The sequence below is a fragment of the Corynebacterium sp. UMB8791 genome, assembly GCF_054166365.1.
In genome coordinates, this window is record NZ_JBSZCG010000031.1 from 23,851 (window position 1) to 44,243 (window position 20,393).

At 61.4% G+C, this 20,393-nt stretch carries 14 protein-coding genes and 1 pseudogene; 7 read left to right on the forward strand and 8 right to left on the reverse strand.

Features of this window, described 5'->3' with window-relative positions; genetic code table 11:
- Window positions 1-49 precede the first annotated feature (49 nt).
- From mfd to ACXIUA_RS00800, 3 genes are all read right to left on the reverse strand, one after another.
- Window positions 50-3,634, reverse strand: a complete 3,585-nt coding sequence (gene mfd, locus ACXIUA_RS00790; protein ID WP_083433236.1) for a transcription-repair coupling factor — start codon at window positions 3,632-3,634, stop codon at window positions 50-52.
- 47 nt (window positions 3,635-3,681) lie between these two features.
- Window positions 3,682-4,314 carry a TetR/AcrR family transcriptional regulator gene (locus ACXIUA_RS00795; RefSeq protein WP_070362771.1) on the reverse strand — a complete coding sequence of 211 codons (633 nt, stop codon included), beginning with the start codon at window positions 4,312-4,314 and terminating at the stop codon, window positions 3,682-3,684.
- 620 nt (window positions 4,315-4,934) lie between these two features.
- Window positions 4,935-6,326 carry an ApeA N-terminal domain 1-containing protein gene (locus ACXIUA_RS00800; RefSeq protein WP_457975903.1) on the reverse strand — a complete coding sequence of 464 codons (1,392 nt, stop codon included), beginning with the start codon at window positions 6,324-6,326 and terminating at the stop codon, window positions 4,935-4,937.
- Between the two features lie 69 nt (window positions 6,327-6,395).
- On the opposite strand from ACXIUA_RS00800, the gene ACXIUA_RS00805 reads away from it, so the two are divergent.
- A complete protein-coding gene (locus ACXIUA_RS00805) occupies window positions 6,396-6,974 on the forward strand; it encodes an RCC1 domain-containing protein (RefSeq protein WP_284805189.1) in 579 nt (192 codons plus the stop codon).
- Between the two features lie 235 nt (window positions 6,975-7,209).
- On the opposite strand, the gene ACXIUA_RS00810 is transcribed toward ACXIUA_RS00805, so the two are convergent.
- Together ACXIUA_RS00810 and ACXIUA_RS00815 are read right to left on the reverse strand one after the other, a co-directional pair.
- Window positions 7,210-9,156, reverse strand: coding sequence for a hypothetical protein (locus tag ACXIUA_RS00810; protein ID WP_210384715.1), 1,947 nt, complete (start codon window positions 9,154-9,156; stop codon window positions 7,210-7,212).
- Between the two features lie 617 nt (window positions 9,157-9,773).
- Window positions 9,774-10,748, reverse strand: a complete 975-nt coding sequence (locus tag ACXIUA_RS00815; RefSeq protein WP_034662607.1) for an NAD-dependent epimerase/dehydratase family protein — start codon at window positions 10,746-10,748, stop codon at window positions 9,774-9,776.
- Between the two features lie 487 nt (window positions 10,749-11,235).
- Between ACXIUA_RS00815 and ACXIUA_RS00820 the strand changes: the two are divergent.
- Together ACXIUA_RS00820 and ACXIUA_RS00825 are read left to right on the forward strand one after the other, a co-directional pair.
- A pseudogene (locus tag ACXIUA_RS00820) lies at window positions 11,236-12,475 on the forward strand (IS256 family transposase).
- A 98-nt stretch (window positions 12,476-12,573) separates the two neighbouring features.
- Entirely contained in the window at window positions 12,574-12,786 is a 213-nt protein-coding gene (locus tag ACXIUA_RS00825; protein ID WP_284805187.1) for a hypothetical protein, read from the forward strand.
- Here ACXIUA_RS00825 and ACXIUA_RS00830 read toward each other — a convergent pair.
- On the reverse strand, window positions 12,783-14,429 hold the full coding sequence (locus ACXIUA_RS00830; protein WP_284805186.1) for a cytochrome c biogenesis protein CcdA: 1,647 nt from the start codon (window positions 14,427-14,429) through the stop codon (window positions 12,783-12,785). The genes ACXIUA_RS00825 and ACXIUA_RS00830 overlap by 4 nt on opposite strands.
- Window positions 14,430-14,587: 158 nt before the next feature.
- Here ACXIUA_RS00830 and ACXIUA_RS00835 point away from each other — a divergent pair, with 158 nt between their 5' ends.
- The 4 genes from ACXIUA_RS00835 (at window position 14,588) to ACXIUA_RS00850 (ending at window position 16,833) form a co-directional block, all read left to right on the forward strand.
- Window positions 14,588-14,797, forward strand: coding sequence for a hypothetical protein (locus tag ACXIUA_RS00835; RefSeq protein WP_143000854.1), 210 nt, complete (start codon window positions 14,588-14,590; stop codon window positions 14,795-14,797).
- A gap of 3 nt (window positions 14,798-14,800) precedes the next feature.
- Window positions 14,801-15,376: a sigma-70 family RNA polymerase sigma factor gene (locus ACXIUA_RS00840; protein WP_256000398.1), complete on the forward strand. Its 576-nt coding sequence runs from the start codon at window positions 14,801-14,803 to the stop codon at window positions 15,374-15,376.
- Window positions 15,376-15,966: an anti-sigma factor gene (locus ACXIUA_RS00845; RefSeq protein WP_457975904.1), complete on the forward strand. Its 591-nt coding sequence runs from the start codon at window positions 15,376-15,378 to the stop codon at window positions 15,964-15,966. The genes ACXIUA_RS00840 and ACXIUA_RS00845 overlap by 1 nt, the downstream gene beginning before the upstream one ends.
- 105 nt (window positions 15,967-16,071) lie before the next feature.
- Window positions 16,072-16,833: an SLAC1 family transporter gene (locus ACXIUA_RS00850; protein WP_083329495.1), complete on the forward strand. Its 762-nt coding sequence runs from the start codon at window positions 16,072-16,074 to the stop codon at window positions 16,831-16,833.
- 5 nt (window positions 16,834-16,838) lie between these two features.
- Here ACXIUA_RS00850 and ACXIUA_RS00855 read toward each other — a convergent pair whose 3' ends face one another.
- Window positions 16,839-18,623: an ABC transporter ATP-binding protein gene (locus ACXIUA_RS00855; RefSeq protein WP_070777729.1), complete on the reverse strand. Its 1,785-nt coding sequence runs from the start codon at window positions 18,621-18,623 to the stop codon at window positions 16,839-16,841.
- A complete protein-coding gene (locus ACXIUA_RS00860) occupies window positions 18,620-20,389 on the reverse strand; it encodes an ABC transporter ATP-binding protein (RefSeq protein WP_255366160.1) in 1,770 nt (589 codons plus the stop codon). Before ACXIUA_RS00860 ends, ACXIUA_RS00855 begins: the two co-directional genes overlap by 4 nt.
- Window positions 20,390-20,393: the final 4 nt, after the last annotated feature.

The window sequence follows — 20,393 nt, forward strand, 5'->3', positions numbered from 1 at the left end:
CCGGGAAAACTCCCAATAGGCACCACCGGACAAAGCCCGGTAGAAACCGCTACTGGCTCACACTGATGATGCGTTTCTTTTTCCTGCCACCGTCGCCATCGGACTCACCAGTAACGGAGATCTTCTCGGCATCGAAAATGTCCGCGATGAAGTCGGCGACCCACTGCAGCAGCTCCATGTCGCGCAGGTTTGGCTGGTTGATGCCTTTGCCTTCACGTGGCATTGGTACCTGCAGTGTCTTTGCCGCAGCACGGTAATTCGCTCCCGAGTACAGGCGCTTCAACCTGACTTGCTTCGAGTCTGGCAACTCCACGGGGTGGAACTTGATCCTCGTGCCTTGAGTCAAGATATCCGAGATTCCAGCAGTTCGAGCCAAGTGGCGCACGCGTGCAACCGCGAAGAGGCGCAAGACCTCGGTCGGAAGTGGTCCGAAGCGGTCGATCATTTCCTCGGCAACCTTGCGCAGGTCCTGCTCATCGCGGGCCTCGGCAAGTTTTCGGTACACGTCCAGGCGCAGGCGCTCGGCGTTGATGTAGCTTTCGGGGATGTGGGCGTCGACAGGCAGATCCACTCGGATCTCCTTCGGGCCCTGGTCTGTCGCGTCGACGACTTCGCCGGTCATGAGCGCCTTGTACGTTTCGACGGCCTCCCCGACCAGCCGGACGTACATGTCGAAGCCAACACCTGCAATGTGGCCGGACTGCTCCGCGCCGAGCACGTTGCCGGCACCGCGCATCTCCAGGTCCTTCTGCGCGACAGCAATGCCGGCGCCGAGGTCGTTGTTCTGTGCGATGGTCGCAAGTCGGTCGTAGGACGTTTCGGTGAGTGTCTTCTCTTTCGGGTACAGGAAGTACGCGTAGCCGCGTTCGCGGGAACGCCCGACGCGCCCGCGCAGCTGGTGCAGCTGGCTCAGACCCATGTTCTGCGCGTTCTCCACGATCAGGGTGTTAGCGTTGGCGATGTCCAGGCCGGTCTCCACGATGGTGGTGCAGACAAGCACGTCGAATTCGCGGTTCCAAAACCCTTGGACTGTCTGCTCAAGCTGCTGCTCACCCATCTGCCCATGCGCGACCACGACGCGGGCCTCGGGTACGAGTTGCCGCAGGGAGCGCGCCGTCTTCTCAATATCGGAAACGCGGTTGTGGATATAAAACACCTGGCCGTCGCGGAGCAGTTCGCGTCGAATAGCTGCCGCAACCTGCTTCTCTTCCTGCGGGCCAACGTAGGTCAGCACCGGGTGGCGGTCCTCCGGAGGAGTCGTGATCGAGGTCATCTCGCGGATGCCCGTCAGACTCATCTCCAGGGTCCGCGGGATTGGCGTCGCGGTCATCGTGAGCACGTCGACGTGACTCTTCAGGGCCTTGATGTGCTCCTTGTGCTCTACGCCGAAGCGCTGCTCCTCATCCACAATGATGAGGCCAAGCTGCTTCCAGAACACGCCCGTCTGCAGCAGACGGTGTGTGCCGATCACAACGTCGACGGAACCATCCGCCAACCCTGCCATAATCTCCTTAGCTTCCTTCGCTGAAGTAAAGCGCGACAGCTCGCGAACGGTGACCCCGAAGCCGTCCATGCGCTCGTTGAACGTGGAGTAATGCTGCTGGGCAAGAAGCGTCGTCGGCACAAGCACCGCCACCTGCTGTCCGTCTTGCACTGCCTTGAACGCGGCGCGAACAGCAACCTCGGTCTTTCCGAATCCCACGTCACCGACGATCACGCGGTCCATCGGTGTCGGCTTCTCCATGTCCTCCTTGACCGCCTCAATGGCAGCGAGCTGGTCCTCCGTTTCTACGAACGGGAACGCGTCCTCCATCTCGTGTTGCCACGGCGTGTCTGGGCCGAAAGCGTGGCCCGGCGCGGCCTGACGCTTAGCGTAAAGCTCAATGAGTTCGCCGGCGATCTCACGTACGGCGGCGCGCGCCTTGCGCTTGGTGTTCTTCCAGTCGGAGCCGCCCATCTTGGACAGCGAAGGCTTCTCGCCGCCGGTGTATTTGCTCAGCAGGTCGAGGGATTCCATCGGCACCCAGAGCTGATCGCCGGGCTGGCCGCGCTTAGCTGGTTGGTATTCCAACACGATGTACTCGCGCCGGGAGGCTTCGTCACCGGTTTTGATGGTGCGCTCGGCCATCTTGATGAACTTGCCGATGCCATGCGTGTCATGCACAACAAAATCACCGGGAGTCAGCGCGAGTGGGTCCACCCGGTTCCGGCGCCGCGGGCGGCGCCGCTTCGCGCCAGCGATGTCGCCGACGCGGTTGCCGGTCACGTCGGTTTCTGTCACTACCACGAGGTTGGGTCCGGGGAACACGAGACCTGCATGTGAAAGGGACTGGTAGACCGTGACCGCGCCATCGACGGGTTCCAACCCAGGGGTGGCGATGCGCGCCGAGATACCGTGCTCCCTCAGTCGCTCCGCCATGCGCTCAACGGTGCCCTTCGCTGGCGCCACGAACGCTACCTTGCCCCCGTTGGTTTGCACGTGCAGTTTCAACGTCGCGTAGAGCTGCTCAATTGCTTTGGGCTCGCCCTTCGGTGCGGGTGCAGCCTCGAATTCCAGCGGCAGCGTCATCGCATCATCGGCGGCAAACATGCCTGGAGGTGCGAATGTCCACCACGCGTTGCCCGCGTTGCGTGCCGACACTTCCAACGACTCGAACGAACGGAACGAGGACGCCGATACGTCCAGCCCCTCCACAGCAAGCGGGCCCTCCGCACCCATCGCCGCGGCCTCCCACCCAGCTTCCAAGAATTCCTGGTCCGTGGCTTCGAGGTCCGCGATACGGGTGCGCACCTTTTCAGGCCCAGAGACGAACACAATGCTGCCCTTCGGCATGAGCTCCGGCAGCACCGAGTACTTCGCGTCGCTGAGCACCGGGATGAGTACCTCTTCCCCATCGGCGTGGGTGTGCTCAGAGATCCGCGTGAGCAGCTGCACCAGCGTGGTATTCGACGGGTTCGTGCGGGCAAGCTCATCGGCGCGTTTGGCCACGCTGGCGTCGATAATTAACTGGCGCGCCGGAAAAAGCTCGACGGATGTGAGCTCCTCGATGGTGCGCTGGTCGGCGACGGCGAAGCTTCGGATGTCGGTGACTTCGTCGCCCCAGAACTCGAGGCGCACTGGGTACTCGGCGGTGGTCGGAAAGATATCGATGATGCCACCGCGCGTGGCGAACTCCCCGCGCTTTGCCACCATGTCGACGTGCTCGTAGGCGAAGTTGACGGCTTGTTCGGTCAGCTCCGTGAAGTCCCACTCGGTATCGACTTTCACTGTAATCGGCTCCACCGCGGGCAACACTGGCTGGCAGAAGGCGCGCGCCGAGGCGACGATGACCTGGGGCATCTCCCACAGCACCTTCGCACGGGCACCCACGACATCAGGCGCCGGCGACAACCGCTCGTGAGGCAGCGTCTCAAAAGCGGGGAAGTTGGCGACCTTGCCCTTTCCGAGCATCGCCTGCAGTTCAGCAGTCAGATCCTCCGCCTCGTGGCTCGTTGCGGTCACCAACAGCACCGGAACCTGGCGAGCCAGCGCACCCGTAGCCCACGAACGAACCTGGTCAATTCCAGTCACGTGCAGCGAGTCGACGCCGATGTTGCCCACCAAGCCCTTAAGCTTCGGGTCGGTAAGCGCCATAGTGAGCAAACCACCCAACGCAGGCGCCTGAGCTGTCTGTTCTTCCACTACTGTTCCTCCACTTCGTTCGTCATGATGCGGGGCTGTGCCTCCAACCCGCTCAACCCGTTCCAGCACAGGTTCGAAATGTGCGCCGCGACCGTCGCCTTATCCAACCGCGTATCGACGCCCCGTTGGTCCAACCACCACAACGCCGTATTCGACACGGTCCCAACCAGCGCCTGCCCGTACAGTGCCGCCACCGAAGCATCGAGGCCGCGGTGCTCAAACGCACGCTCAAGCAGGTAGGACACCTCCGCAGTTACGCGGTTCAGCACTGTCGAGTACGTTCGTTCACGTCCGAGGATCCTACCGTGCACCAGGATGATAAACCCATCAGTTTCCTCATCGATGTACGTCAGCAGAGCCAACACGCCATTATCAATGCGCTCTCGCCAGCGTCCGTTCTGGATCACTTCGACAATCGTGCGCTCGAACCGCGCCATCTCCTGCGAAACGACGGCGTCGTACAACCCGGTCTTACTGCCAAAGTGTTCGTACACGACGGGCTTCGACACATCTGCACGCAGCGCAATCTCCTCCATGGAGATTCCATCAAATCCACGTTCTGCAAAGGCAGCGCGACCAATTGCGAGCAACTGGTCCCTGCGCTGCGTTCTTGTCATTCGCTGCCGAGCCATGCATTCTAGCTTAGAGCCCACCCCGGGCATCACCCCGACAGCCCGTAAACTGCCAGCTCATCACACTTTTTAACATTTCGTGAGGTTTCGGTTACACTAGGTCGAGTAATTCCCCATGGTGTAATCGGCAACACTACGGTTTTTGGTACCGTCATTCTAGGTTCGAGTCCTGGTGGGGAAGCTTTTTATTGCCCCCGCTACCTGGCGCTTTGCCTGGGTTGGGGGTGTTTTTCGTTTTCCAGCGGGGTGAACTGTGGGGCGTTTGAGGGCGTTTGTGGGGGTTTATGTAGTCAAAATGTAGTCACGAAACTGCACGATTGACTCCGTTTACCGGAAAAGCTATATTGAAATTGCAGTGGCGGCGCTGAAACACGCGTACCGCGCTAATTCCGGCGGCCAGAGCAAAGCATTGTTCTGGCCGCTGAGCTATCTCGAAGGAACCGCCATGCTCATAGCCTACCTCGATGAATTCGGACACCAGGGCCCCTACATCCGACATGACCATAAAAAGTTGGGTTAAGCGACAAAATGTGTGCTTTTCTCGGCGTGTCGACTTAAGTGACAAAATGTGTGCTTTTTCAGGGGTTGGGATGGGTGGGTTGTGGGGTGTTGTGCTGGGGTTATGAGCGTCCTGCCCAGCCGTGTCGGATGGCCCAGGAGGGGTTGAAGTCGGTGTCGATGCCGGTGTCGTAGACTTTCGGCCGGCCGTCGGGTGAGTTGGCTTGGTCGCGTTCACGCATGTGTGCCTGGCGGGCGTGTGCGTAGCCTGCGTGGCCGAAGTTTTGCTCGATTGCTAGCGCCAGCGGGTCATCGTGGTGTTGGGTGTGCAGGTAGAGCCACCAGTCCATGATGATTCGCTTGCGGATCGCTCCCTTGAACCTGTTTCGGTGCTCATCGGGAACCTGCGCCAGCATCGCCTCTCGCATCGCCCTGAACTCCGCGTTGGGGAACGGTTTCTCGTCGATGCGGAGGTTGCGGTGCAACACCTCGGCAGCACCGACTGCCGTCAGAAGATTGTTCTCAACAAAACGGGCCGGTGCGTAGCGCAAGCCCAAGATCATGTTTGTCGCTGCCTCCAGGCGGCCATGGGCGTCGCACCATCGGGGCATGACCTCCTCAAATGGGATCGTGCCGCAGGTGAAGAACATTCGGTGGTGATCGACGGCTTTCGCGTCGTGTTTTCCAAGCGCGGCCGGTGAGTAGAGCACATCGGCACGTCGGCGCGGCAGCGGGCGGCCATCAGGGAAGTGCGACTCGGTCCCGGCAACTTCCAGTCGGAGCCAGATCACTCCGGCCGCGCGATGCGTCGCCAGGGAGATCAGGTCCTGCACCAGGCTCGCCTCCTGCAGAGCAACACTCAGAGAGAATGGTTCGGCTGGCACGACGCAGATGGACACCGTGTCCCGCACACGTCCGACGCTTCCTCCCTTGCGCTGGTCGAAGAATGGAAGCGTGTGCGTGTGCTGAAGGCGATACTCAGTGTCGTCGACTACGACCGATTGCGCCTTGACCGGCTTCACCGAGATACGCCCGGTCCCGTCGATCTTGCCGTCGGGAGCCCCGAGGGATCCTTCGAACACAGAAGACACCGCCCAGAGACTCAGATCCTCGACTGAGACTTCTGCCCTAGCGAACGCCGGATCCGCGTCACCGCTGACATGCGCGCCGATGATGGCGACCGTCGCGGTCACGGTCTGCTTATCAGGGCTCGCCACTCGCGCACCCATGGTCCTTCTGGTGCTCCTAGGAACACAGCCGAGCAGTGTGATCTCCCTGAGCTCGGCCACACCGTGCATGACTTCCCAGGTGCGGGTTCCTTCGTGAACAGCAGTCCATCCAGACGAGTCCGTCGTCAAGATCCGATCCTCGAAGGTGCCGATCAGCGACAGAGAGAGACCATCTTCCGGGTCGTACCGTAGGACACCCGGGACCTTCTCGCTAGGGGCTTCCGGCAGCCACCACACGCCAGCCCACTCGCCGGCCTTGTCGAGGTTGAGAGGATCATTAGGCATCGTGCTCCCGGTCCGGGCTCCTTCCTGTCTTGCGGCCAGATGTCAGGTCGAAAATCTTTACTCCACCACATGCCCCCCCACGTAGGACAATCTACAGCGAGATCATGGTCAACTGAGATCGGATGCGGCGACTGGCACACAATCGCAGTTCGACGCGACGGCACAGCCCTCGCAACTGGCAACAATCAGCGAGGGCAGACCGACGTCGCCCGGTGGACACACGTGTCCGAGGTCTCTGCCGGCTACCTGCACACCGTCGGCTTACACGACGACGGCACCGTCGTCGCCGTCAGCGACGACAGCAGAGGCCAGTGCGAGGTGTCATCGTGGAGAAGCATCACCTCAGTGGCAGCCGGCTCCGTCCATACGCTCGCGCTGAGCCAGACCGGAAGGGTCTTCGGAACGGGCGACAACCAGTTCGGCCAGTGCGATGTCCAGTCATGGACCGGCATCACAACGATCGCAGCCGGAGCGAGACACTCGCTCGGGCTGCGCGCCGACGGAACAGTCGTGGCTGCGGGCCGACGAAACAGTCGTGGCTGCGGGCGACCACACCGAGCAGCAATGCAATGTCAACGCCTGGGCCGCTCGACCACAGATGAACTGAAGTCCAGCGTGCCCGATAATCGGCCGTCGATCACACGTTGAATCTAAACTCCACCGAGTTCCGGCACATAGGTACATCTGAACACAGGGTTCACGTGCTCCCCCTCCCCACGGTCAGTGCTCGCTACTGATCAGGGGACACAGGCTCACCCTCGACGTGGGTCAGCCTGCAGGACGCCACGAAGGAGGTACCGCGCCATCACGCCGGCAGGGAACCCGGCTGAGACGCCACATACTAGGGATCTGAAGAGGGCTCGACCATGCCAGCGGTCGGCCCCTATTCCTTCGCGAGCACGGCGTTATCCGTCAGGCAGAAGTCATCGTTGATCTTGATGACCAGCGCAACGAGTAGGCGGAGCGCTGTTAGATACGTGTGGCGGTGAACGCGGTCGTCGTCACCGTCTGCCTGTGATCCATGGAGGTAGCGGTTGCGCAGGCTAGGTCCGTTGCTGAACTCCTTATCGTTAAGGAAGTAGTTGAAGTAGCTGACCTCCGCGGCGCTGAGCAGCGTTGATCGATGCACCAGCCATCCGGCGCTCACCATCTCGTCAATGGCTTTCTGGCCGGCCGCCGAATGATGGAGACAGCTCGTCACCTCGTACTCCCAGAGTTCCTTGAGCACATGCAATTGTGGCGCGCTTGCAAACGCAATTCGGTCACGATCTCCGGTCAGGATGCCCTTCTCGACCAGGAAGTCGATGTTGCGCTGTTGGTACTCGTGGAACTGGTCGTAGGCGATGTCATTGGCGATGACCAAGTGGAGGAAGCTCTCTGCCTCCAGATCGCTGCTGATGTGCACCAATCCGGATTGGTCCGAGAAGAGCAGGTGCTGAATTCCTTGGATGTCCGCGTTGTTGGCAACGTAGGCGTACTTATCCACAACCTGACTCGGGATGTCGCCGTAGGAAAGCTGCTCCGATGTGATTGTCAGCAGCTCCGGGTCAACCTCGCCGTAGTCGACATGCAGCGTGAACTGCTTGAGGACGCTCTCCATCTCTGAGAACAGATGGCGGCTCTTCTCAAGGTAGGTAGCGGTCGGGCTGGAGGCGCGGTACTTCAGCCCCTTGGCACCGAACTCCTGCTCAAGGTAGTCCGTGAAGAACCAAGCGATGACCAACTCGAGCTCTATACCTTCGGAGCTGAGGAAGCGCTCGTACATCAAGGTCTGGAGCAAGGACGCCTGATCCTTGAGCCTGAACACCGCCCCCGTCCGGTAGTCGCCCTTGCCCGGCGTACCCATGAACCGCTCGAAGACGCCAAGTTGCGCTCCGTAGGAAGGGAGTTCTAGGAGCATGTGGTCGTTGGCGAACTGGAACAGGTGAACAAAGTTATTCAGGATAGTCGGGTAGTCGAGGTTCTCCGTGAGCCAGGTTCGACTGTAGGAGTACTTGCCAACCATGCCGTCCAAAGACTGGACGACCTCTTCGACCTGATCGGCCGAGATGCCCACTTCGCAGCCGGTCTTGATCCCCTCCGTGGACTCGAACATCTTCTTCGTGAGCGCATCTGCCTTGCGACGAGCCTTTAGCTTCAGTCGAGCATCGACGCCGGTGTTCTTGTCAGCTCGTGCGGATGCGATCAGCTTGACGAAGTTGAGGTTAGGCTCTTCCTCATCGAGATATCGGTCAAACAGGCCACGCTGATCCGCGGGAGTAAAGCTCTTCGGAAGATGGATTGGATCCCGCCCCTCGGACTGGAGGAACTTCCGCGCAAGCAGCTCAGCATTGCGCGGCTCATCGAGTAGCAGGGCCCGAATCTCCTGGTCGTAGGCACGCACGAGTGTCTGGCATGAGAGCAGATCGTGCGGGTGGAAACTCTGCTCTTGAAGTGCAGCAAGCACGATCGAGTCAGTGCAGCGCTCGAAGACCTTGTTCTTTCCGAGGAGATCGAGGACGTCTGTGCGGTACTGAAAGTCAACGTCCTGAACGAGCGTTGAGAAGGTGGCGTCAGTCACTTTGCCGAAAAACCTGCCGATGACTTCCCGGATCTCGGGGACGTGCGCCAGAGGCGCGTCTCGCTCTGCTTCGGCCAGGTCCTTCGGGAGAACTTTGTGTTCTAGGAACAACGCGAGATGATGCAACTCAACGATGTCGTTTATGCCTTGATCGCCACGAGTAGCATCGAATTCACGGACGAGCTCTAGGAGGCGGTCGGCCTGCCAGAAGGTTCCGTAGTCGCTGAGGCCGAAGAACTTCAGTCTCTTCTCTGGTCCGCTTTCCGACACTCGAATCTCCCTCCCGGTAGGCGTCACTCTATACAGTTCGGGGGCGCCTAGTGACACGAATTTGAAGTTGTTGCCTGATCGTGCAGCAGTCCCCTTGGGCGGAGCCGTCGTCCACGTCGATCGTTGCGCCGGCTCCTCGTTCTGTCGTGGAGGCGAGCCGAACTAGCGGCGCATCACCCCGAGGCGGACACGACCTACGTCTCCATGGGCATAGTCCCGCGCCCCATCGGGCTCCTCCCCACCGCGGAGCGGCGCACGACGGACGATGTACAACTACGCGGGTAGGTCCCTGGCAAAAGCGCCGGGCACTAGTCCTGACTCAACACTCGACGAGAATCATCAACGAATCTCACTAGTTATTGAAACGGAACTCCACGGAGTGGCGAAAGAAGGCTACCTCACTCAGTTGCAAGCGATTCGAGAAGCCGAAAAGTGGGCCGCAAGGCGTTTCCTGCTCGGAAAGGCAGCCTCTGCAGGCTAGATCGTTCCGCGTCATGAAGAGCTAGCACCGCCGAAGTTCCCCTCAAGTCAGATTCGGACTCATTCTCACAGTCAGTCGCGGAACGAAACCCAACTTAGTACGGTCCCGACTGCAACTAAAACTGTTCCTGCCGAAACTAAATGCCACCTTCTAACCGCTGGCGAAGCACGACTTCCTCTTCATCGCTGAGCCCAGCGAGTCTTTCACCCTGCTGTTCTTCTTCAAATCGCAGCGCATCCGCCAATGTCTCTTTCAACGGGCGAATCTGCAGGCCCGCTTCGTAGGCTGCGGTGCAATCGAGTAGCGCGATGTTGCGAAACTGTTCACCTGGTACCCACAACGGCAACGATTTTGGGCCCATCCACGGGGTTACATCATTAGCGAGAAGCAGTTCATCAGAGCAAGGTCGCTCCGTAGCCTCCGATGCGGTTAACTCACGCGAAATCTTGAACACATCGGACAAGGAAGTAGCAAACCCCGTAGCATTAAAGGTTCCGAAAGTCCCAACTTCTGCAGACTCAACTATCCAGCCTGCAAGGTCTTTCACATCAATCATAGCGACGGGAAACGCCGGGTCTGGGACGATCACGTTCTCACCCGTGGGATGCGCGAAGCGCCACGGATAGTAACCACTGCGCCCTGTTTCGTCGCCGTAGCCAGCGATCAGACCGGGTCGAACTACCATTACCGACCGATTTGTGCTGCGATAAATCGTTTCGCAAGCAGACTTTGCGGCTGGGTACTGCCCCATGTCCTCCATGTAGTCAATTTCAAGCGGAGTGACTACGGAATCAGACTCGGAAGAAATACTTCCCTGATCCTCATATACGCTGCTCGAAGACACAAATATACGATGCTTGGCCTGGAGTTTCGCCGCCGCATCCCGCGCATGCTTCGGCTGACTCGTCAGATCCACAATGGTATCCCAAGTTTTCCCCGCAACCTCATCGTACGCACCGTCACGGTCACGGTCCGCACTCACAAACTCAGCTCCGTTGGGAGCCTTCCCGTTACCTCGTGCAAGGCAAGTAACTTGATGGCCTCGGTCGACTGCTGCAGCCGCAATGTGTCCTCCAAGGAAACCGGTACCACCGAGCAATAAAAAGTTCATGTCACTAGTTGTACACGAAAACTTCTCACACGTGACCAGTCCTAATCCCAGCGCACCCAAGCTAAATTAAGATGTCAGAGCAGGATTGCCCCACCATCTGCCAAAGCTTCTTATTCGGCTAACCTACACATTGAACTTAAACTCGACGACGTGTCGGCGCAAAGAAACCATTTCGCTAAAGACAGCAAGTAAATCCAGAGAAGTACCGCAGGATGCGGTCATGGCGCTATCGCTCCCGGAACATCTAGCAACTCGGGAAGCAATAGGGCACGGGAAGATGCGCGTCAAATGTACACCGCCCGCCAGGTCGAGTTGGGCACCAAGGTGCGCAAGCTGCTGGCGGACAAAGGCTACGTCTCCGTCGCCGCGGTTGCGTCCCTTAGTGTGGTGTAACGCTTGCTGATGGTGGGCCCTGGAAAATGCAGGGGCGGCCACCGTCAGTAACCTTTCGACTCAACTACCACATCTCACCGAAAGGAACATGACGATGACCGCTGCACCGCATTCTATCGACCCGACAACCTATCTGGATGATCTGCTCGCCCAAGCGTCTCCGGATCTGATGCGGCAGATGCTGCAAGGGTTTATCAACCAAATCCTCTCCGCCCAGGCCGACACCGTCTGCGGCGCCGAATACGGCGTCGCCTCCACCGAACGCGTCAATCACCGCAACGGGTATCGCCACCGCGACCTCGACACCCGTGTCGGCACGATCGACGTAGCAGTGCCGAAGCTGCGCCACGGCGCGTTCTTCCCAGAATGGCTGTTAGAGCGCCGCTCACGAGCCGAACGGGCACTATCGACCGTGATCGCGACCTGCTACCTCAAAGGGGTCTCCACCCGCAGGATGAACGATCTGGTGGCAACCCTTGGCATTAACAACCTGTCGAAATCGCAAGTCTCACGCATGTCGGAAGAACTCGACGAGATGGTCGCAGATTTCAAAAACCGCCCACTTGATCCCGGCGGGTACGCCTACCTGTCGTGCGACGCGTTGACGATGAAAGTGCGTGAAGGCGGCCGAGTGGTCAAATGCTCCGTACTTTTGGCCACCGGTGTCAACGCTGACGGGTACCGCGAAATGCTCGGCATGCACGTTGCCACCACGGAATCCAACGCGTCGTGGAAAGGCTTCTTCCAAGACTTAAAAGCCCGCGGACTTCGCGGTGTCTTCCTTATCACCAGTGACGCCCACGAGGGCATCCAGCACGCGATATCTGAAGTGCTGCCCGATGCGTCGTGGCAGCGCTGTCGCACCCACTTCGCGAAAAACCTCTACGAAAAAGTCCCCAAGACCCAGTGGCCGATGGTCTTAAGCGATGTTCCAGACAATCTTCCAACAACCCGACGCCCAATCCACCTGGCGACAAGCCCGCGAAGTCGTCGACCTGTTAGAACCAAAGTTCCCGCAGGTTGCGGCCTATCTAGAAGAGTCGCTCGATGACGTGTTGGCGTTTACCGCAGCACCGAAACCAGTCTGGAAGAAAGTCTGGTCCAACAACCCCACCGAACGGTTAAACCGGGAGATCCGCCGGCGCACCGATGTTGTGGGCATCTTCCCGAACCGTGAATCCATCATCCGGCTTGTCGGCGCGGTGCTTGCCGAGCAGCACGACGATTGGATCCAGCAAAAACGCTACATGTCACTATCCGCACTCGAGCACACCAAACACCTCATGCACCAAACTGGAGGTGAACATGGCGAACATCACCAGCTAACCGCCTAACAAAACCCCGAACTTCATACCGAGCCGAAAGCACAAACGGCTACACCACTACACGGGACTTGACCGTCGCCGCCCCCGGCTTCGAGGCCACCTCCATCGTGGTCATGTACGCCACCGCCCCGGAGCAGGCCAACGGATCCGCGTTCAAGCATGCCGGCGTCCAGATCGCCAGCGGTGTTCCGCTGCAGGTCGGCGAGCCGGAGGGCTTTTCCACATTCCGCATCGGTCTGTTCGGCTTGGACAAGTGGGCCGACGTGGACGGCACCGTCGCGCGGTTCGCCGAGACGCTGGACAAGGTTGTCTCTGCCTAGCCGAAGGTCAACGAATACAGTTTCACGCCTGCCGTGGGCCGGATGTGCAGCACTCCCTCGGTGGGCGTGTCGCCTTTCACAAGGTCGAGGGTTCCATCTGTGACCGGGAACGACTTTGTCGCACCGTCCGGATACTCGACCTCGATCTCGCCTTCACCCGAAACCACGAGCTGGACCCACTTGGCGAAGACGTTGATGTCCAGGTGTCCTCCACTGGTGGTCTGCACTGATTCCTCCTCGAGAATCCACGTCCCGTTCAAAGTGAACATGCCGCGCTCCGGAGCGGCCGGTTCACCGAAGTCGTGCTCGCCGTCGGTGTAACCGGGCTGCTTGGTGTACTCGGCGCGCGCAGTGCCGAGATAAGTTTCCGGGTTGCGGCCCTTCGTACCGCCTGCTGCTTCGCCGCTTTCGACCGGTTCGGGGAGGTCGACGTCGGGGTTGGCGTCGATGAGCAATTCACGCACGAGCTTTTCTGTTTCGGCGTAGCTTCCCTCCCCTTCCACGATCTGCCGGACGTTGCCGTGCTTGTCCACCAGGTAGCGGGCTGGCCAGTAGCGGTTGTTGAAATTCCTCCATGTAGCGAAGTCATTGTCCTGCGCCACCGGGTAGTGGATACCTTCCTTTTCTACGGCGTTGCGGACATTGCCCAGGTCGTGCTCGAAAGCGTACTCAGGGGAATGGACGCCGACGACGGTGAGGCCGGAATCGCGATAAGTGTCGTAAAGCTTGGTGATGTGCTCCCCCGCACGCTGACAGTTGATGCAGGCGTACGCCCAGAAATCAACGAGCATGACACCACCGTCCTGCGGGCTCGGCGGCTGGTCGGTGTTGATCCAGTTCGTCAGCCCCGCGAATTCCGGTGCCGGGCCACAATCCTGCAGCTGCGCGGGGTCGGCACGGCGGCACGACTGCAGTGAACCGCTCCCAGTTGGGCCGACCTTGCTGAGAGCGTCATTGGCCAAGTCCGAATTCTCAAAACGGTTCGACAGCGACGACGTCCAATTCGGCAGGGCACGCTGGATCGCCGCCGGCGCGTCGAGAGCCAACGCCACAGTGAAGACCAGGATGAGCACGCCGATGGCCTTACGGTGGCGCTGCACCGCGTCTACCTTGTCACCGATCTTGTTGCCCGCCAGGGCGAACACGAACAGCGGCAGCGCGGACCCAATCGCGAACGCGACAGTGAGCACCACCGTGTTCCAGCCGATCTGCCCAGTCGAGCCCGCCACCGTCACCGCTGCAAGCACCGGGCCCGCGCACGGAACGTACACCGCGCCAAGGGCCAGACCGATGAGAAAACCTCCCTTGCCGCGCGTTTTCTCCTGCAATGCCGTGGGGCGCGGAAGCGCGTCAAAGGGCTTCTGCAACACCTCCCCCACTGGCGGGAAAATCATTCCCAGCCCCACCCATGCCAGCAACACCACTCCCGCCCAGCGCAATACCGACTGTGGCAAATGCAGCGCACTAAGCAGAATCGTACCCAGCAGCGCGATCGCGGCGAAGCTCACGACCAAACCTGTCACCACGTGCGACGGTTTACGCCCGACGCTGACCCCCAGCACCACCGGCAACACTGGCAAAATGCACGGCGACAATGCCGTGATCACACCTCCGATGAATCCGACAAGAATCACGCTGATCATGAGTTTCCTCTACTTTCCGGTTGCCTTTCCTACACCCAGCACTACGGAGTGAGCACCCGCACCGGATTGGTCCAATCCGCATCAGCCCCCGGCTCCGTAGTACTCAGTGACGGGCCAGAAACACTGCGCCTGCGAACCGAAAAAGTGAAGGAGACGCTATGTCTATCAACCGCGCAATCGCCAGCGCCAGCGCCATCGTCATCGCCGCCGTCGGCCTCGTCGCATGCAACGACTCCGAGGAGAATATGGAGGACAAGATGGACGGCTCCATGACCCCGTCCTCCGATGCCATGATGAGCGAAGATTCCATGGCACCGTCTTCCGAGGCGATGATGAGCGAAGACAAAATGATGGAAGAATCCAAGTAGCACATGACCCAGGTGTTAGATTTAGAATCCGTGGATCCGGACCGTCTCTTAGAAAGCGTGCGCGCGGGCGATAAAGTCGCCTTCGCCGAGCTTTACGACGTTCTGGCCCCACAGATTCTAGGTCTCACCACCCACATCTTGCGTGACCGGGCCCAAGCGGAAGAGGTCACCCAAGAAGTCTTCGTGGAGGTATGGCTAAGCGCCCACACCTTCGACCCACACCGCGGCAGCGCCAAGTCATGGGTACTGCGGCTCGCCAAATCGCGCGCCATCGATCGGCTGCGGAGCTGGCGCAGCTCCCAAGCCCGCGACACCGACGATTTCAACAGTCAACTGACCACGTGGGTCGCTGCCGCTGAGGACGAAGCTCAACAGCGACTAGAGTCTGAGGAGCTACAAGAACTCATTGATTCAATCGGAGAGCCTCATCGAAGTGCGCTCATGCTCGCGTATTTTGGGGAACTCACCCACCAAGAAATCGCCGATGCCACTGGCGTCGCTCTCGGAACAGCCAAAACCCGGGTACGCGACGGGTTGCAAAAGCTTCGCAAGGCCGTGTCGTTGAAAGGAGGCCTGTGATGGATAAAGATATCGAGGACCTCTTCAATTCCGCAGCCACGCCGGTCACTCCGCCACCGGAGCTCAAACGCTCAATCATGGAGCGTATCGACGCTACCGACCAGGTCACAGACTTCGACACCGCGCGGAAGAACCGGTCCTGGCGACGTCTCACAACCGCCGCAGCAGCCGCCGTTGTGCTCATCGCCGGTGGCGGGTTCGCGGTCACCCAATTCACTGTCGACGAGTCACGCGAATCCGTGGCAGCCCAAGGCGTCGACGAAATGCACGCAATTATGGAGGCCGACGACGCGCGTCAAGGTCAGGCCGACGCGATGGGCGCGAGCCTCGACATCGCGATCAGCTCTGACATGGGCAAGGGCGGCGCCATGGTCAACGGCCAGCCAGCTCTCAACGACGGCATGGGGGCACAAGTGTGGGCAGTCATGGATGACGGCGCCATGGAATCGGCTGGAGTCATCGGCCAAGAACCCCACGACGACGTGTGGATGCCGCTGCCCGGTGGAACTGCTTCAGTCCTCGTCACCGAGGAAGTCGCCGTCGGCGCGGCGCAACCCACCGGCACGGTGCTGGCCAACGTGACGCTCTAGTGCCGGCTGCCTCCCTTGGCGCGCTTCAGGCCATTCGCGTTCTAAAAACCACAAAGCCCCGACCCAAAGTGGATGAGACGCGGTGGCAGGCCTAGCGTTAGTCCTATGACGTTGCCAAAGTTCGGTCCCGCTTGGGCCGGCGCTTTAATGGGAACCTCGATTGCGTCGAGTTTGACTGGGTTACATGGATTTCATGTAGCCGAGCTCGTGTTTGCGCTCATCGCGGCGGGCCTCCTCGTTGTGTTCACGGTCGGCGTGCGCAATGAGCCACCGCGGCACCAGAACATGGCGGCGTGGGGCATGTACGCGATGGGGCTGCTCGCGTGCGGCTCGGCGTGGACGGCACTCACGGGCAACGATGCGTTCCAGCTGGTCAGCTGGTGGATCGGCGCGCCACTGGCCATCATCGTGTGCTTGTGGCAACTCTGGGGTTTGTGGAAGCAGTCCGCGCACTACACCGAGCCAGCGTTCCCGTGGGGCTTGGCGCTCGTGTCCCCGATGGTCGCCGCGACATCCGCCGAGCAGCTCGCTACCCATCACGGCGAGTTTTATCACTACGCGGGTGAGCTGTGCTTCTTCCTCACGTTCTTCACCGCGATCCCACTCTTCCTCTACTGCTACTGGACCGGCACGCGCCCGCGTGGCGCCGCCGCGGGTACAGCGTGGATACCCCTCGGTGTTGTCGGCCAGTCGACGGCAGCATCGACATTGCTTTTCGACGCTCACCTTTACGGCCTCATCATGTTCACCCTCGGCGTACCGTGCGTCCTCTACGCCATGTACTGCTTCTACGAGGCTGTCCTCCATTGGGGTGTCTGCGCGGTGCGCTTTGGCTCCTGGGAACTAAGCCAATCTGGCGCTAGATGAACTAGTTAGCCGCGCTTCTCCGATGCCGTCGTCGTGGTGGTCCACGACGAGCTGGATCTGGATCCCGGGGAACTCCCCGTCCGGCACGCCCAAGACTCGGCGTAGCGGCCGCCCTTCGCCAGCAATTCATCGTGCGTGCCCCGTTCTGCGACCGTCCCTTCCTCCGAAAGCACGACGATGAGGTCGGCATCGCGGATGGTGTGCAGGCGATGGGCGACGACGATCACAGTGTGATCGCCGCGCAACGCCTCAATCGTGCCGACGATCGCCCGCTCAGTGGCCGCATCCAGCGAGGACGTCGGCTCGTCGAGAAGCACCACCGGGGAATCCTTCAGAAGCGCCCGGGCGATGGCGAGGCGCTGCCGCTCACCTCCCGACAGCAGCGTCCCCTCCTCCCCCACCGGGGTATCCCACCCGGAAGGCAGCAGCTCCACGATGCGGTCCACCCCGGAACGCCGGGCGGCCTCGCGCAAGCGGTCCCCGTCACCGGGCCTGGAACCGAATCCGGGGTCGGCGAAGACCACGTTGTCCCGCACGGACGCGTCGAAAAGAAACGTCTCCTGGAACACCGGGGTCACCAGCGAGTTCACGCCGTCGGTGCCGATCCGAGGCAAGGGCACCCCGCCGATGAGGATCTCCCCCGAGTCCGGATCATGAAACCGCGACAGCAGCCGCATGACCGTCGTCTTGCCCGCCCCCGAAGGTCCCACTATGGCAACCAGCGCTCCCTGAGGTGCACGGAAGCTGACGTCGTCGAGGACCTTCTTCTCCCCGTACCCGAAGCTCACGCCGCGGAACTCCACGTCATGCCCGTCGGGCAGCTCCGGTGCGGCAGGTTCGGGAAGGGCGGGGATTGCCCGCAGGTCACGCAACGCAGCTAACGTGTTGCGGCCCGCACCGAAACCGCCGGACAACGCTCCCGCCGTGGTGATCGGTCCGGTGAACTGGACGAGCACGATGAGTATCGACGCCAAATGCGTCGGCGCCATCCCACCCGTCGCGGCGACTGCCACGGCGACGATCACCGCCGCCGTGAACACCGCATGGACGACCGAACCCAACCGTCCGATGGCCGCCCCCTGCGTCGATGTCGCCTTCGCGAACGCATCGTGTTGGGCCTGGATAGCCTCATCCACCATCGCGTCCGCCGCCGAACCGTCGCCCGCGGCGCGAATCGCCTGCTGGCCGCGGGTGAACTCGATCAGCCTGCTGGAGACGGCAGCGACGGCCTCAGCATGCGCTTCGTCCGACTCCCCGCCGACCCGGCCAATGGCCCGGTAGGCGAAGAAGAGCACCGGCGCTGACGCGACAAGAACCAAACCGACGCGCCAATCCACCGCCAGAATTCCGAAGGCGATGACGGTCGGCGTAACCACCGCGGCGATGACGGGCCGCAGGATCACGTGCGGCACGGACGCCGCGAACGCGATACCCGACGACGCCATCTCCGAAAAGCGGCCGGCCGTGGACTTGGTGACGTACCCGAGTGGCAACGTCAGCACGCGTTCGCCCAGGGAATGCAGCAGGGACGACAGCACCGCTGCGGAATTCGCCCTGCCGACTGTCCCCGCGGCGAGGGACAGCACCGCATGGGCGGCCGCGAGGCCGGCTATGACGCCGGTGAAACGCCACGCCGTCGCATCATCTCCCTCGGCCAGAGCCGACAGCAGCGGCAGCAGCGCGACGAACGCCGCTCCCTGGGCCAGCGCGGCAAGCGTGGCCAACGCAATGAGCCACACCAGCGTCATTCTCGAGCGCCGATCCGTCATCGACCACAAGTCTCGAATCATCGGTTTCCCGCCTTTTCATCGTCTGATTCAGTACCCCGCGGGGCGGATGGTTCGTCGTCGAGCGCGAAGGCGCGCCACAAATCCCGGTAGCGGCCACCGCGCGCAAGCAACTCGTCGTGGGTACCCGCCTCCGCGACCGCTCCCCCATCGAGAACGAGGATGCGGTCGGCGTTGCGGATCGTGCTCAACCTGTGCGCGATCACAATCACCGTCCGCGAACGGGCCAAACGCTCGATTGCGGACTGGATGAGGGCCTCGGAAGCCGGATCCGCGTAAGCGGTTGCCTCGTCGAAGATGAGCACCGGCGCGTCCGTGACGATCGACCTCGCGATGGCTACGCGCTGCGCCTCACCACCGGAAAAGGTCACGTCGACGTTGACCACCGAATCCAGGCGCTTCGGCAGCGCCGCGATGACCGCATCGAGGTTCGCGAGCTTCGCGGCCGCCATGATTTCGTCGTCGGTGGCGTCTCTCCTGGCCAGCCGGATGTTCTCCCGCAACGGCAGCGTGAACAACTGCGGATCTTGGAACACCACCGACACCGAGCGGTGCACGTCGCGCACGGCGATGTCGCGAAGATCGACGCCGCCCAGTAGCACCGAGCCTTCAACGGGGTCGTGGAAACGCGCCAACAGCCGGGCGACGGTGGACTTTCCGGAACCGGAGGACCCCACCAGCGCAGTGAGGGTCCCTGGTTCGAACGTCGCGGACATCCCGTCGAGGACCCGCGGCCCATCGCCGTAGGAGAAGACCAGGTTCCGGACCTCGAGCGCGCCTCTGCGCGCGGGCACCGGCTCGGCGGGCTCGGCGATCGGCGGCGTGCTCAGCACCTCCGCGATGGATTTCAGGGCAGCGATCCCCGCGATGATGGGTTCGGAGTTCATGGCCACCCGCACGATCGCCGCGGAGAGTCCAAGGCTGAGAACCAGCCCGGCGACGAGACCCTCCGGTATGCCGCCCGCGGCGTCCCTCAGTGCGAGGCCGGCCCCGCACACCACCGCAAGGACTGTGGTCGGGGACGTCACCACGTCGATGAGCCCGAGATAGATGTTCGACTGCCGGGACCAGGCGGACCACGCGCGGACGAACGACAACGCCGCGGCATCGTAGCGACCCGCGCCCTGGTTGGCGCGTCCGAAGGACTTCATCACCGGGATACCGCGCACCAACTCGATGACCGCGGCCGTCACTTTTTCGGAGGCTCGCTCGTAGTCGCGCTGAAGACCGGCTCCGCGCGAAATCATCACGCCCATCAGGGCGAAGGTGACCAGCACCGGGACGACCGCCACCGCCGCGATCCGCCAATCCACCGCGACGAGCGCGATGAGGGAAAGCAGGGGAACCAGCACCGCCACCACGGTCTCACCGACGGTGTGGCCCATGAGCTGGTGGACAGCCGCGACGTCCTTCTCAACCGACTCGATGATTCCCGACGAGCGCCGGGCGTCCAGCCAGCCCAGCGGTAACTTCCGGATTTGGGCGACCAGCCGGCGCCGGAGGTGGAGCTGCAGGTCGTTATCCGCCCGGTGCGAGAGCATGCCGGCGGCGCCGTCCGCGGCCATGCGCACCGTTGCGGCGACGACGATGACAGCCACGGCCAACCACGTCCGATGCTCCGGGGCCTCCGGGTACGTCATCGCGATGTCGATGATGCCGACCAGCGAAGCGACGGTAGCCACCGACGACAGGACGGATAACGCGACCACCGCACGCATCCGGGTCCGAATCGGGGCGAGCAGCGACCACGGGCCTACGGTCCCGTCCACGGCG